The sequence below is a fragment of the Vibrio sp. 10N.261.52.C2 genome (genome assembly GCF_041471425.1).
Classification (GTDB): Bacteria; Pseudomonadota; Gammaproteobacteria; order Enterobacterales; family Vibrionaceae; genus Vibrio; species Vibrio crassostreae_C.
In genome coordinates this window covers 65,188-78,072 of sequence record NZ_JBFROH010000017.1, presented here as the reverse complement: position 1 = coordinate 78,072, position 12,885 = coordinate 65,188, and the positions used below count along the sequence as shown (strand labels likewise).

Here is a 12,885-nt window from a genome sequence, read left to right as displayed (position 1 = left end):
GTCGGCACACTAAATTCTTTATGCTTTTGTCCGTGTTGTTACTCCCTGTTAAAGAGTGTTGACACCAACAAATCAAATTGTGGTGCCCGGAGGCGGAATCGAACCACCGACACGAGGATTTTCAATCCTCTGCTCTACCGACTGAGCTATCCGGGCAACGGAGCGCTATTAAACGGATTTTCTGCATAACCGTCAACTCCTTTTTTGAAAATAACTAAAAAAACCGTTCGTTCGTTGTTTTTTTATTCAAAAGTGAGGGTTATGTTTTACCTTGGTTAAATTCTTTTTTGAATTGCGTTACTTTTTCGAGGTATCGGCGCGACTCTTTATTTGGATGCTTCTTGGTAAGCGCCCAGTAGGCTTGGCTCGGTTGCAGCGAGTTTAAGTCTTGCATTGCTCGCTTTCTGTCCTTACTGAAGGTATTGAGTACGCCACCAGTACCGCCGTTATAGGCTGAAATCATACTGTATTCAAGCGTTAATGGGTTTTTTACGTCTTTCAAATAACGATTTTTAAGGATGTAAAAGTATGCGGTGCCAGCATCAATGTTGTTTTCTGGATTGAATAAGTACTCAGGGCTTGGTTCACCAGGTTTCTTTTTGACGTGTTCAAATACATCTCGACCAGCGGTTTTAGGTACCACCTGCATAAGACCATAAGCATTAGCCCAGCTTACGGCGTACGGGTTGAAGCTACTCTCTGTCTTGATGATAGCGTAGATTAAATCTTCAGGGATGTCATAACGCTGAGACGCTCGTCGAACGATGTCGGCATATTGATAACTACGCTGGCTAGCGTGGTCGGCCACCATTGGGATTTCAACGTAGTAGGCTTTTTTAAAGTCGACTTCTTTGGTTTTTAGGTTATTCGCGATCAGGTAATCCGCAAACTGGTTCGCTCGCCAAGTCCATTGAATGGGCTTTTTTTCTTGGTCTACGACCTGATTATAGAGGAAAGGTTTGCCTTCTAGCTTGATGCTTTTAGAAGAGAATAGATCGACATGCGCCGGATCATCTGGCGTCAAAAGGGTCGTCATGATCGCATTTTTGAGGTGTTTTTTCGGTTCGGTAGAGGAAACCGTTTCCACCGTTATGAGGCCTTGGCTAAAATTCACTTCTGAACGACTTAAGTAATTATCTATGTATTTCACATAGTTACTCTTACCTGCCATCTTGATTTCACTGCTACCCCAACGTTTTTGAATGTTGCCTGAAAAGCTATCTATTAATGAATCTAGCGCCCCGGTATCTTTTTCAAATTGTCCGGGTAGCTCAGCTAAATTCTTCACAAACCGGTTGGTTGGCTCGTAATTGACATCATAAATGCTTTCGACAAATTCACGGCTGCAGCCAGTTAATAACATGGCTGTTAGGAAGTAACTTAGCTTTTTCATAGTTCCTCATACAAAAATGACATCGCAGCGTTAACCATGATGTCATTAAAAATTGCTTAAATAAATGTCTTATTCGCTTGGTGGAGTATAGCCATCAATTACGACATCTTTACCTTCAAAAAGGAAGTTAACCATCTCAGTTTCAAGAAGTTTACGATGCTCAGGATCCATCATGTTTAGCTTCTTTTCATTGATAAGCATAGTTTGCTTGCTTTGCCATTGTCCCCAAGCTTCTTTAGACACGTTGTCAAAGATACGCTTACCTAAGTCACCTGGGTAAAGTTGAAAATCTAGGCCTTCAGCATCTTTTTGAAGGCGAGCACAAAATACAGTGCGGCTCATAGTGGTTCCTCTTATCGCGTTCGTTGATTCAAACGTCGTCGTTCAGTTCAAAGGGTAGGCTCTCAATAAGCTGCTTTACAGGAGCGGCTAGGCCAATTTCTTCCGGTTTTGATAAGTTATACCAGAGACCTTTAGCCCCTTCCATTATCAAATCTGGTTGTTTATCTAATTTCACTAATACTGGCGTGATATCTAAGTGGTAGTGGCTGAAAGTGTGTCTAAACGCAATCATGGTCTTGATCGAATTGGTTTGAGTGTCTTTGATCGAACGAAGATCTAGTTGATGTTCGATCTCTGCGTTTTCATTTTGAGGGAAACAAAACAATCCGCCCCAGATACCAGATTGAGGGCGCTGTTCGAGCCACACTTGGTTGTCGTGATACAGAATCACAAACCATGTGTCTTTTACTGGCTTTTCTTTCTTAGGCTTTTTGCCAGGGAAGTCGAGCTGTCTATCGAGCTTCTTGGCCTCACACATGCTTTCAATCGGGCACAAGGTGCACTTAGGCTTGCTACAGGTACAAACCATGGCACCCATGTCCATCATTGCTTGGTTGTACTTATCGACATCTTTGTTCGGAGTATGTGCTTCGGCGTGTTCCCAAAGCTGGTTTTCGACTTTCTTTTGCCCCGGCCAACCTTCAACGGCAAAACTTCTCGCAAGCGTTCGTTTTACATTGCCATCAAGAATCGCATGAGGAAGTTTATGAACCGATGATAAGACGGCTGCTGCTGTTGAGCGACCAATCCCCGGTAGCGCGTTCATCTCTTCGATAGACAGCGGAAATTCACCACCATATTGCTCAGCAACGATCTTGGCTGCTTTATGTAGATTGCGAGCTCGTGCGTAATAACCAAGCCCTGTCCATAAGTGGAGTACCTCATCTTGTTCGGCGTTCGCTAGGTCGATAACCGTTGGAAAGCGTTCTAAGAAGCGTTGGTAGTATGGAATCACCGTAGCAACCTGAGTCTGCTGAAGCATGATTTCAGATAGCCAAACGGTGTAGGCGGTTTTGTTTTGTTGCCAAGGCAATTCTTTACGCCCGTAGGCGTCATACCACTTTAATATGGCGGTTGCGAAAGGAGTCACGACATGCTCTATGCTTTGCTATTATTAGAAGCGAAATTGCACCACACTTAACGTTGGATGTAAAACAGACAAATTGTGTGGGAATTTATCCACGGAAAGACTTGCACCGGAGGCAATTCTTTGGATAATCCCCGCTTTGATTAATCAATGTGCAGGCAAAAATCAATGAGTGAAGTGACCACTAACGAATATACTGAAGACGGCAAACTGGTTCGTAAGATCCGTAGCTTTGTTCGCCGCGAAGGCCGCTTAACAAAAGGCCAAGAGAACGCGATGAATGAATGTTGGCCAACAATGGGTATCGACTACAACCCAGAGCTTCTTAACTGGAAAGAAGTATTTGGCAACGATAACCCGGTTGTACTAGAGATTGGCTTCGGTATGGGTGCATCACTGGTTGAAATGGCAAAGAACGCACCTGAGAAAAACTTCTTAGGTATTGAAGTTCATAGCCCGGGTGTTGGTGCGTGTTTAGGTACAGCTCGCGATGCTGGCGTAACTAACCTGCGTGTAATGTGTCACGATGCTGTAGAAGTATTTGAACACATGATCCCAGATAGCAGCCTGCATACTCTGCAACTGTTCTTCCCTGACCCATGGCACAAAGCTCGTCACCATAAACGTCGTATCGTTAAGGCTGAGTTTGCAGAGATGGTTCGCGGCAAGCTTCAACTTGATACTGGTGTTTTCCACATGGCAACAGACTGGGAAAACTACGCAGAACATATGATTGAAGTGATGAACGTAGCTCCAGGCTTCGAAAACATCGCTGAAGATGGTGATTACATCCCTCGTCCGGATGAGCGCCCGCTAACTAAGTTTGAAGCTCGTGGCCACCGTTTAGGTCATGGTGTTTGGGACATTAAGTTCAAGCGTACTAAGTAACTTCGAATCAAATTAAGTGAAGGGTAATCCGACTTAGGGTTTAACCCCTACACTTTATGGGATTGATTAAAGCCAACATTATTGTAATGTTGGCTTTTTTGTCCTTAGGCTTTTATTTCAGTAAAGGCTTAACGACAGAAAGTAATACCAATCACAGTAAGTAAGTGATCAGAAATAGCGTAGGAAAAAGGCTTGAGAACAAGGCAGCATTTTTCGATAAGTAGTTACTCTACAATCAAAAATTCTAACGCAGTTATCGAGCATTTTAACAAGCTAGAGTGAGCAGTTATTTACTACGATTGGTATATGTTACACCCCTACAAAAATAACAATATAGAAGTAAGCGCACATGAAACCAACTCAAGCTATTTTGGCCGAGATCTTAGACGAAGTTCGTCCTTTAATTGGACAGGGAAAGGTCGCTGATTATATCCCTGCACTGGCTCGCGTATCGAACCAGAAACTGGCGATCGCGGTATACACCAATGAAGGTGAGGTGATTAAAGCAGGCGATGCTGAAGAAGCATTTTCTGTGCAATCTATTTCTAAAGCCTTGAGCCTGACGCTAGCTATGGTGCTATATAAGCCTGAAGAGATTTGGCAAAGAGTAGGCAAAGAGCCTTCTGGTCAAGCCTTTAACTCGATGATTCAGCTTGAGATGGAGTATGGTATTCCCCGCAACCCGTTCATCAATGCGGGGGCAATTGTCGTTGCAGACCTACTACAAAGCCGCTTGTCTGCGCCTAGGCACCGCTTGTTAGAGTTTGTGCGTCAGTTATCGGGTGATACTCATATTGTGTATGACAAGGTGGTAGCGGCTTCAGAAATGATGCACAGCGATCGTAATGCGGCCATTGCTTATTTGATGCGTTCATTTGGTAATTTTGAGAATGATGTTATCCCAGTTCTGAATAACTACTTCCACGCTTGTGCGCTTAAAATGACGTGTGTGGATTTGGCAAAAACCTTTAGCTATTTAGCAAACAAAGGCGTGTCGGTTCAAACCAAGAAAGAGATCATCACGCCAGTTCAAACCAAGCAGTTGAATGCTTTGCTTGCGACGTGTGGCTTGTACGATGGGGCTGGTGAGTTTGCCTACCGTGTTGGTATGCCAGGAAAATCGGGCGTTGGTGGCGGTATTATTGCTATCGTTCCTGGCGAAATGACGATTGCGGTGTGGTCTCCAGAGCTTGATCCTTCTGGCAACTCGCTCGCAGGTACTAAGGCTCTAGAGTTGCTTTCAGAGCGAATTGGTCGTTCTATTTTCTAAGAGAAAGATTCGAGCACGGACGTTGTCCTATAGAACGCTTCGCTCCGAGAGAGGGCTATAAAACAAAAAGGGTTGACCCTAAAGCCAACCCTTACGCAATGCTTCTCGAATCTCGAATCTCGAATCTCGAACTACTCGTCTTCTTCTGCCATAAAGGCTTCTAACAGATCATTGAGAAACAGCTTTCCTTTTTCAGTGATCTGCCAGTGAGTGTCGGTTTCCTTCAAGTAGCCTAGCTCTTTTGCCCATTCAATCGTTTTTTGAATCGAGTCAAAACCAAGCCCTGTCGTATCAATGAAATCCTGCTTTGGACATGCTTCCATTAACCTAAAGCGGTTCATGAAAAATTCAAAAGGGCGGTCTTCATTCGGCACTTCAAATTCATCTGATAGATAAGGTTTTACCATGTTTTGGTACGCAGCCAAATAGCCTCTAGGGTGCTTAACCTTAGTGGTACGAACAATGCGTCCATCTGTAAAGCTCAGCTTGCCATGAGAGCCACAGCCAATACCTAGATAGTCACCAAAGCGCCAGTAGTTGAGGTTATGTTGGCACTGATATCCCGGCTTGCTGTAGCCTGAAATTTCGTACTGCACATACCCTGCGTCTGCGAGCTTCTTATGGCCTAGGTCGAAGATATCCCAAAGGTCATCATCATCAGGCAGCGTTGGTGTTTTGTAATAGAACATGGTGTTAGGTTCTATTGTTAGCTGATACCAAGATAAGTGCGGAGGGTCGAGTTCTATCGCTTTATCCAAATCAGCCAACGCTTGTTCAATACTCTGATCGGGTAAGCCGTGCATTAAGTCTAAGTTGAAACTATTCAATCCAATCTTATGCGCTAAATGAGCGGCATTTACCGCTTCATCTTGACCATGAATACGCCCAAGTCTTTCCAGTTTCTCTTGCTCAAAACTTTGCACACCCACCGAGATTCGAGTAATGCCTGCCTTTTGGTAACCTGCAAAACGCTCAGCTTCGATAGTTCCCGGGTTGGCTTCCATGGTGATTTCTATTTCAGGTTTGAACGGGATGCGCTGTTCAATGCCTTGTAACAATCGGCCAATTCCTTCAGGAGAAAACAGGCTTGGGGTACCGCCACCAATAAAGATCGAATGCAGTGGGCGAGGCATACCATTGAGCTGATATTTTTCGATATCAGTATCGAGATCCTCAAGCAGTGCATCGATGTACTCTTTTTCAGGGATCTCGGCTTTCAGAGCGTGAGAGTTAAAATCACAATACGGACACTTTTGTACACACCATGGGATGTGTACATAGAGGCTAAGTGCGGGTGGTATTAGCGCTGCATTGTGCATTACAGAGCTTGCTCCTTGAGAGTCTTGAATAGTGACGCAAGCGCTTTACCACGGTGTGATAGTTGCTTCTTACGCGAAGATTCAAGCTCTGCTGAGGCGCAGTTATCTTCTGGTACAAAGAACACAGGATCGTAGCCAAAGCCATTCTCACCGTGTTCTTCAGTAAGAATACGACCTTCCCATTTACCGTGACACACTAGAGGTGTTGGATCATTCTCGTGACGCATTAGCACCAACACACAGTGGAAACGCGCAGTACGCTTTTCAGTTTCGACACCTTGCATCGCATCTAATAGTTTTTTGATGTTCTGCTTATCGGTTGCCCCTTCACCTGAGTAACGCGCTGAATAGATACCTGGCGCACCATTTAAGTAATCAACCTCTAAACCTGAGTCGTCAGCAATGGCTGGCAGCCCTGTTTCTTTCGCTGCGTGGCGAGCTTTGATGATGGCATTTTCAATGAAAGTCGTTCCTGTTTCAGCGACTTCTGAAACGTTAAATTCACTTTGCGCGACAACGTCAAAACCAAACTCAGACAGAATATCTGCCATCTCGCGAACTTTACCTTGGTTGCCTGTTGCTAAAACAATCTTACTCATGGGAATGTAGCTCTAAATAAGTTAATAAATGAAAAGTAAGGTTTGAGCTTACTCTTCTATATAGAATTTCTGTGTGAAACGCAGTGGACCAGTGCCTTTTAGGCCTGCGTTCACATCGATGTCGAAGGTGATGTTTTCTTCGTGAGTTACGGGGAACTCAGCAAGGTAATAAATCGCATCGCCTTCTTTGATTTCTCGAAACTTCAAAGTACGGGTGTTTCCAACGAGGTTCTTCGCTGTTCCCGTAATTTTAGCCGTTGTCGCAGGCTTGCCTAGAGAAGCCTTGTCTAACACGCTGATGTTGAGGATTGCTGAGTATCCATTTCGCTTAAGTTTGTATTGCTTAGCGACTTGCGAAGTTAAGAACGTGGAATTAAAAGCCGAGTAATGAACCTCGACATCCTTAATGTTCTTAAATTGCCCTGCTGAGCTTGGTAAGGCAACAAGAGCGGTGAGTAGTGCTGTTATCCATAAACGCATAATGACTCCAATAAATAGCAAAAAGCCATCATAGGATGGCTTTGACTTCAGTTGGGATTTGGCTTGGCGAGCATATTCGAACTTGCTTGTGCCTACCGAGATCTCCCTTTTCTATCTTAATTTGCCCTTTTGCGACCTTAAACTGTTTCGCAAGGTATTTCGCTAAGTGGGCGTTGGCTTTGCCATCTACTGGTGGAGCAGTTATGGCAATTTTGAGTTCCTCACCATGCAAGCCAACAATCTTGTCTCGGCTTGCTTTGGGTTGGATATAGAGCCTAAGAAGAATATCGTTTTCCTCGGCCCAAACCGCTTTTGGCATCGTCAAAGTACCTGATGTTCGTACTTGAATTATAGCTGATACCAAATAGGACCAATCATGTCACCCATTAGGAAGTTCGCAAACTGTAGAACAATGAACAGAACCAGAACGCTTAAGTCGAAGCCACCCATATCCGGTAGGATACGGCGGATAGGCATTAGCATTGGTTCAGTCAGTTGATGGAATACGTACTCGATTGGACTACGACCTTGGCTTACCCAGCTTAGGATTGCACGGATAAGTAGAACCCAGAAGATCAAACCACCAGCCGCTTTTAGCAAAGATAGTGCACCAAAGATAAGGAAGCTAATATCGAAAACGGCAGCGCCGCCAGAGATAATCAGGTTTAGAGCAACGAACTTAAGTACACACAGCACATAAGCGAAAACAACGGTCGCTAGATCAAGGCTGCCGATTGATGGAATAACTCGGCGTAGTGGGGCAACAACCGGTTGTGTCGCTTTTACGATGAATTGTGAGAATGGGTTGTAGAAATCTGCACGTGATGCTTGTAGCCAGATACGCAAGATCACAACCATGATGTAAAGATCAAAAACGGTCGAGATCAGAAAGCTCATCGAGTTCATATTGTTTCCTTTTTCGGATTTACTTGTCGCTTAGATATAACCCGAGCGACAAAATGCTTAAAACAGTTTTTCCATCTCTTCAGCTCGAGCGACCGCCGCTTGCATGGCTTTGGCTACGATGTCTGATAGTTGATGTTCATTGAACGTGCGCAATGCTTCTGCAGTTGTTCCGCCTTTTGAAGTCACTTGTTCACGCAGTGTCGATAATTCAGTATTTGGATTCGCTACCACCATCTCTGCCGCGCCTAATGCAGACTGCTGCACTAGCTTACGAGCGGTTTCTTGGTCAAAACCTTGCTTGATTGCTTCAGCTTGCATCGCTTCCATAAACAGGAAGAAGTAAGCCGGAGCGCTACCCGCCGCCGCAATGATGTTGTTGATTCCAGACTCTTGTTCAACCCAACTTACTTCACCAACAGCTTGCATCAGCTGAGAAGCAAAGTCTTTATCATCTTGGCTGACAGTTGCATCGGCATAAAGACCACTCATCCCTTTACCAAGCAGTGATGGCGTGTTTGGCATCACACGAACAAGGTTCAGTTGGCAGTTTAACATCTCATTAAGTCGATTCGCATTAATACCCGCGGCAATTGAGATAACCAGTTTGTTGCTGAAGTCGATATCTTGTAAGGGTTTACATACATCAGCCATCATTTGTGGCTTCACGGATAACACAACAACGTCTGCTTTTTCAGCTGCTGCAATATTATCGCTGGTGGTATTGATGCCGTATTCTTGTTCTAACGGCAGCCTTCTGGTTTCTGAAGGTGCTGTCGCAGTAATCTTTTGCGCTGGGTAACCACTAGCAACTAAGCCAGCTACAATTGAGCGAACCATGTTTCCCGCCCCAATAAAGGCGATGTTCTTATGTACCATATATAAAATCCTGAGCGTGTCGCTGCGCGGATAAGGCGAAGCGGTATCAATACTTGTACTTGTCGTTACCTACTACGGCTATTTCGCGTAATCACGAGCGCCGAAAATAGCTGTTCCAATACGAACCATTGTGCTACCAGCCTCAACTGCTGCATCCATATCACCACTCATCCCCATCGAAAGGGTATCAATGTCTGAATACTTCGCGGCTAGCTTGTCTTTAAGCTCTGCCAGTTGAGAAAATGCATTAAGCTGAGATTGATAGTCAGATACGTTTGCAGGAATCGACATCAATCCTCTTAAGGTGAGGTTGGGGAGCGATGAAATCAACTCCGCGAGTGCAAAAACTGTCTCTTCTGAGGTTCCAGATTTGGACTCTTCACCACTGGTGTTTACCTGAATCAACACTTGCAAAGGTGGAAGTTCGCTTGGTCGTTGATCATTAAGCCTTTGTGCGATCTTATCGCGATCGACGGAATGCACCCATTGAAAGCTTTCCGCGATTGGGCGGGTTTTATTGGATTGAATTGGACCAATAAAATGCCACTCTAAATTTAGGTTAGAATGTTGTTCTGAAAAGTGTTTTACTTTATCTACACCTTCTTGAACATAGTTTTCACCAAAGGCAACTTGGCCTCCGAGTGCGGCTTCTAGAATCGCATCAATAGGTTTAGTTTTGCTGACGGCTAAAAGTTGCACGGACTCTGGAGCTCGTCCGCACTTTTGCTCAGCACTACGAATCTGTGAGGTGATTTGTTCGATATTTTGTTGAATACTACTCATAGCTGACTTTACTTAAGGGAAAATAAATGGATATCACTGAGTTACTAGATTTTAGTGTAAAGCATAACGCGTCAGATCTACATCTTTCTGCGGGTGTATCTCCAATGGTACGTATAGATGGTGAAGTAAGGAAGCTTGGAATCCCAGCTTTGAGTCATGCTGATGTGCATCGTTTGGTTTTTGAGATCATGAGCGATTCACAACGCGGCGAGTTTGAAGAAAAACTGGAAGTCGACTTCTCTTTTGAATTACCCAATGTTGGTCGCTTTCGTGTTAATGCGTTTAACCAAGCCCGTGGCTGCTCAGCTGTCTTTCGAACTATCCCTGTCGAAATCCCGACTTTAGATCAGTTAGGTGCACCTGAGATCTTCGAAAGGATTGCTAACTACGAAAAAGGGTTAGTGCTCGTCACTGGTCCAACTGGCTCTGGTAAATCAACGACTCTTGCGGCGATGGTTGATTACGTAAATCGCAACCACAATAAGCATATTCTGACGATTGAAGACCCGATTGAATTCGTTCACACCAATAATAAATGCCTAGTCAACCAGCGTGAAGTTCACCGTGATACCCACAGTTTTAAAGCGGCACTGCGCAGTGCCTTACGTGAAGACCCAGACGTGATTCTGGTTGGTGAACTTCGTGACCAAGAGACGATTAGCTTAGCGTTAACCGCAGCAGAAACGGGTCACTTGGTCTTTGGTACTCTGCACACCAGTTGTGCGGCTAAAACGATCGACCGTATTATCGATGTGTTCCCAGGTAGCGATAAAGATATGGTTCGTTCGATGTTGTCTGAATCACTGCGCTCGGTGATAGCCCAGAAGCTGCTAAAGCGTGTTGGTGGTGGTCGTGTGGCGTGTCATGAAATCATGATGGCAACACCGGCGATCAGAAACTTGATTCGTGAAGATAAGGTCGCTCAGATGTACTCGATCATTCAAACGGGCGCAGCGCACGGCATGCAGACCATGGAACAAAATGCGAAGCAGCTGATGGCGCAGGGCTTGGTTGATTCGGAAGAGGTCGAGAAAAAGATCGAAATTGAAACCTCAATGTTTTAATCAAGGTGGACACAATGGAATTGAATCAAATCCTTGAGGGAATGCTTTCTCAAAAGGCATCGGATCTTTATATCACGGTTGATGCGCCAATCCTTTTTCGTGTGGATGGTGAATTACGCCCCCAAGGAGAGAAGCTGAATGCGGCTCAAGTTGCTCAATTACTTGATGCGATGATGGAACAAGGCCGACGTGATGAATATCAGCAAACGCGTGAGGCTAATTTTGCGATTGTGCGTGACTTTGGTCGTTTTCGTGTCAGTGCATTCTTTCAGCGAGAGCTACCTGGAGCGGTCATTCGACGTATCGAGACTAACATCCCAACCTTTGAGCAACTAAAGCTTCCTGATGTACTACAGGACCTATCAATAGCTAAGCGCGGACTTGTGCTGGTGGTTGGTGCGACAGGCTCTGGTAAATCGACCTCAATGGCTGCAATGACAGGCTATCGCAACACCAATCGCTCGGGACATATCTTGACGGTTGAAGACCCTATTGAATTTGTGCACGAACATAAAAAGTGCATCGTGACGCAGCGTGAGGTCGGGCTCGACACCGAGAGTTACGAAGTCGCGCTTAAGAACTCGCTACGCCAAGCACCAGACATGATCTTGATTGGCGAAATCCGTAGCCGTGAGACCATGGAATACGCGATGACCTTTGCTGAAACGGGTCACTTGTGTATGGCAACCTTGCACGCCAATAACGCTAACCAAGCGCTAGAGCGTATTCTTCATTTGGTGCCGAAAGAGCAGAAAGAACAGTTCTTGTTTGACCTATCGATGAACCTGCGTGGTGTCGTCGCTCAGCAACTCATTCGCGACAAGAATGGCAGCGGGCGTCATGGTGTATTCGAGATTCTGCTGAATAGCCCTCGTGTTTCTGACTTGATTCGTCGTGGTGAACTACACGAACTGAAAGCAACCATGGCTAAATCGAAAGAGATAGGTATGCAGACCTTTGACCAAGCTTTGTATGATTTAGTGATAGCAGGCAAGATCAGCGAAGAGGATGCGTTCCACAGTGCCGATTCTGCTAATGACTTGCGCTTAATGCTCAAAACTAGACGTGGTGATGACGACTACGGAACTGGGGCGTTGGCTGGTGTGAAGATAGATATGGGGTGATAAAAAACGCCTGATTTGATTCTAGGTTAAAATCAGGCGTTCATCATATTCATCGTTCGACTGCGTCTGTATTATCAACGCTTCTTGTTCTTAGGCTCGCTGATTACGTCTGCGTCAGTCGAAGTATGATTCATATAACCTGCATTATTGGAGCTTGTCGAACTGCATGCTGATATTGCTAGAGCTACGAAGATTGCTAGAAAAATTTTCATGTGAACTCCCACTTACCTAATAATGAATTGCTTCGACATTACGCCGTAATATCATTATAGGATCACAAAGGAGTTTAATCTTTGAGCTCTTAATTTTCGTTATGAATATTGTGCTTCAAACCAGCTCTCTAAAATGACGACTGCAGACTGGTTATCGACATTGCCTTTGCTTAGCGCTTTATAGCCGCCCATTTCAAAAAGGTCGGCTCTTGCTTCTGTGGTCGAGAGTCTTTCATCATGTAGTTCAACATCGACACCAAATCGTCCTTTAAGGCGGTTAGCGAACTTCTTCGCTCTAGGTGTAATGGTTGCTAAGTCTTTACCATGAAGGTCGGTAGGAAGGCCGACTACAATCAGGTTCGGCTGCCACTCCTTAATTTGTTTTTCGATATCGTCCCAATTTGGGATGCCATCTTTGGCTTTAAAAGCTTTTAGAGGGCTTGCGGTGCCCGTGATTTCTTGTCCTATCGCACTACCGATACTTTTTGTACCGTAGTCAAATGCCATAATTGTTCGTGACATGGGGTTTCCAAATTTATCTG

The 12,885-nt window shown here is 44.9% G+C and carries 16 protein-coding genes and 1 tRNA gene; 4 read left to right on the top strand and 13 right to left on the bottom strand.

Annotation, left to right across the window (positions count from 1 at the left end):
• Positions 1 to 80: 80 nt before the first annotated feature.
• From AB4307_RS07110 to mutY, 4 genes are all read right to left on the bottom strand, one after another.
• Positions 81 to 156, bottom strand: a tRNA-Phe gene (locus AB4307_RS07110).
• 103 nt (positions 157 to 259) lie between these two features.
• The gene (mltC, locus tag AB4307_RS07105) at positions 260 to 1,393 is read right to left on the bottom strand and encodes a membrane-bound lytic murein transglycosylase MltC (RefSeq protein WP_017062252.1); all 1,134 of its coding nucleotides are present in this window, start codon (positions 1,391 to 1,393) and stop codon (positions 260 to 262) included.
• Between the two features lie 69 nt (positions 1,394 to 1,462).
• Complete coding sequence (locus AB4307_RS07100) at positions 1,463 to 1,735, bottom strand: oxidative damage protection protein (protein ID WP_010435637.1); 273 nt, start codon at positions 1,733 to 1,735, stop codon at positions 1,463 to 1,465.
• 28 nt (positions 1,736 to 1,763) lie between these two features.
• Entirely contained in the window at positions 1,764 to 2,825 is a 1,062-nt protein-coding gene (gene mutY / locus AB4307_RS07095; protein WP_372131492.1) for an A/G-specific adenine glycosylase, read from the bottom strand.
• A 165-nt stretch (positions 2,826 to 2,990) separates the two neighbouring features.
• Between mutY and trmB the strand changes: the two genes are divergently transcribed.
• Both trmB and glsB read left to right on the top strand, forming a co-directional pair.
• Positions 2,991 to 3,710, top strand: coding sequence for a tRNA (guanosine(46)-N7)-methyltransferase TrmB (trmB, locus tag AB4307_RS07090; protein WP_017062250.1), 720 nt, complete (start codon positions 2,991 to 2,993; stop codon positions 3,708 to 3,710).
• Positions 3,711 to 4,059: 349 nt separating this feature from the next.
• Positions 4,060 to 4,980, top strand: a complete 921-nt coding sequence (gene glsB / locus AB4307_RS07085) for a glutaminase B (RefSeq protein ID WP_017062249.1) — start codon at positions 4,060 to 4,062, stop codon at positions 4,978 to 4,980.
• Positions 4,981 to 5,111: 131 nt separating this feature from the next.
• Here the strand turns inward: glsB and hemW are convergent, their stop codons facing one another.
• The 7 genes from hemW to AB4307_RS07050 form a co-directional block, all read right to left on the bottom strand.
• Positions 5,112 to 6,299 (bottom strand): radical SAM family heme chaperone HemW, encoded by a 1,188-nt coding sequence (hemW, locus tag AB4307_RS07080; RefSeq protein WP_017062248.1) that lies wholly within the window; start codon positions 6,297 to 6,299, stop codon positions 5,112 to 5,114.
• Positions 6,299 to 6,898: an XTP/dITP diphosphatase gene (locus tag AB4307_RS07075; protein ID WP_017062247.1), complete on the bottom strand. Its 600-nt coding sequence runs from the start codon at positions 6,896 to 6,898 to the stop codon at positions 6,299 to 6,301. Before AB4307_RS07075 ends, hemW begins: the two co-directional genes overlap by 1 nt.
• A gap of 48 nt (positions 6,899 to 6,946) precedes the next feature.
• Positions 6,947 to 7,378: a DUF4426 domain-containing protein gene (locus tag AB4307_RS07070; RefSeq protein WP_017062246.1), complete on the bottom strand. Its 432-nt coding sequence runs from the start codon at positions 7,376 to 7,378 to the stop codon at positions 6,947 to 6,949.
• 28 nt (positions 7,379 to 7,406) lie between these two features.
• Complete coding sequence (yggU, locus tag AB4307_RS07065) at positions 7,407 to 7,697, bottom strand: DUF167 family protein YggU (RefSeq protein WP_017062245.1); 291 nt, start codon at positions 7,695 to 7,697, stop codon at positions 7,407 to 7,409.
• A gap of 29 nt (positions 7,698 to 7,726) precedes the next feature.
• Positions 7,727 to 8,284: a YggT family protein gene (locus AB4307_RS07060; RefSeq protein ID WP_010435653.1), complete on the bottom strand. Its 558-nt coding sequence runs from the start codon at positions 8,282 to 8,284 to the stop codon at positions 7,727 to 7,729.
• Positions 8,285 to 8,341: 57 nt separating this feature from the next.
• On the bottom strand, positions 8,342 to 9,160 hold the full coding sequence (gene proC / locus AB4307_RS07055) for a pyrroline-5-carboxylate reductase (protein WP_371725225.1): 819 nt from the start codon (positions 9,158 to 9,160) through the stop codon (positions 8,342 to 8,344).
• A gap of 78 nt (positions 9,161 to 9,238) precedes the next feature.
• Positions 9,239 to 9,943, bottom strand: coding sequence for a YggS family pyridoxal phosphate-dependent enzyme (locus tag AB4307_RS07050; protein WP_017062243.1), 705 nt, complete (start codon positions 9,941 to 9,943; stop codon positions 9,239 to 9,241).
• 26 nt (positions 9,944 to 9,969) lie between these two features.
• Here AB4307_RS07050 and AB4307_RS07045 point away from each other — a divergent pair, with 26 nt between their 5' ends.
• A complete protein-coding gene (locus tag AB4307_RS07045; RefSeq protein ID WP_372131490.1) occupies positions 9,970 to 11,007 on the top strand; it encodes a type IV pilus twitching motility protein PilT in 1,038 nt (345 codons plus the stop codon).
• A gap of 14 nt (positions 11,008 to 11,021) precedes the next feature.
• Positions 11,022 to 12,131: a PilT/PilU family type 4a pilus ATPase gene (locus AB4307_RS07040; protein WP_372131488.1), complete on the top strand. Its 1,110-nt coding sequence runs from the start codon at positions 11,022 to 11,024 to the stop codon at positions 12,129 to 12,131.
• A gap of 74 nt (positions 12,132 to 12,205) precedes the next feature.
• Here AB4307_RS07040 and AB4307_RS07035 read toward each other — a convergent pair whose 3' ends face one another.
• Positions 12,206 to 12,343: a hypothetical protein gene (locus tag AB4307_RS07035; protein WP_170791814.1), complete on the bottom strand. Its 138-nt coding sequence runs from the start codon at positions 12,341 to 12,343 to the stop codon at positions 12,206 to 12,208.
• 99 nt (positions 12,344 to 12,442) lie between these two features.
• Positions 12,443 to 12,865 carry a Holliday junction resolvase RuvX gene (gene ruvX, locus AB4307_RS07030; protein ID WP_017062240.1) on the bottom strand — a complete coding sequence of 141 codons (423 nt, stop codon included), beginning with the start codon at positions 12,863 to 12,865 and terminating at the stop codon, positions 12,443 to 12,445.
• Positions 12,866 to 12,885: the final 20 nt, after the last annotated feature.

Bases quoted from the DNA above. Each gene is read 5' to 3' on its own strand.
- glsB (WP_017062249.1), top strand. From the start codon at position 4,060: ATGAAACCAACTCAAGCTATTTTGGCCGAGATCTTAGACGAAGTTCGT.
- AB4307_RS07070 (WP_017062246.1), bottom strand. From the start codon at position 7,378: ATGCGTTTATGGATAACAGCACTACTCACCGCTCTTGTTGCCTTACCA.
- AB4307_RS07050 (WP_017062243.1), bottom strand. From the start codon at position 9,943: ATGAGTAGTATTCAACAAAATATCGAACAAATCACCTCACAGATTCGT.
- proC (WP_371725225.1), bottom strand. From the start codon at position 9,160: ATGGTACATAAGAACATCGCCTTTATTGGGGCGGGAAACATGGTTCGC.
- ruvX (WP_017062240.1), bottom strand. From the start codon at position 12,865: ATGTCACGAACAATTATGGCATTTGACTACGGTACAAAAAGTATCGGT.
- AB4307_RS07045 (WP_372131490.1), top strand. From the start codon at position 9,970: ATGGATATCACTGAGTTACTAGATTTTAGTGTAAAGCATAACGCGTCA.
- yggU (WP_017062245.1), bottom strand. From the start codon at position 7,697: ATGCCAAAAGCGGTTTGGGCCGAGGAAAACGATATTCTTCTTAGGCTC.
- AB4307_RS07040 (WP_372131488.1), top strand. From the start codon at position 11,022: ATGGAATTGAATCAAATCCTTGAGGGAATGCTTTCTCAAAAGGCATCG.
- AB4307_RS07100 (WP_010435637.1), bottom strand. From the start codon at position 1,735: ATGAGCCGCACTGTATTTTGTGCTCGCCTTCAAAAAGATGCTGAAGGC.
- trmB (WP_017062250.1), top strand. From the start codon at position 2,991: ATGAGTGAAGTGACCACTAACGAATATACTGAAGACGGCAAACTGGTT.
- AB4307_RS07075 (WP_017062247.1), bottom strand. From the start codon at position 6,898: ATGAGTAAGATTGTTTTAGCAACAGGCAACCAAGGTAAAGTTCGCGAG.
- mltC (WP_017062252.1), bottom strand. From the start codon at position 1,393: ATGAAAAAGCTAAGTTACTTCCTAACAGCCATGTTATTAACTGGCTGC.
- AB4307_RS07060 (WP_010435653.1), bottom strand. From the start codon at position 8,284: ATGAACTCGATGAGCTTTCTGATCTCGACCGTTTTTGATCTTTACATC.
- AB4307_RS07035 (WP_170791814.1), bottom strand. From the start codon at position 12,343: ATGAAAATTTTTCTAGCAATCTTCGTAGCTCTAGCAATATCAGCATGC.
- hemW (WP_017062248.1), bottom strand. From the start codon at position 6,299: ATGCACAATGCAGCGCTAATACCACCCGCACTTAGCCTCTATGTACAC.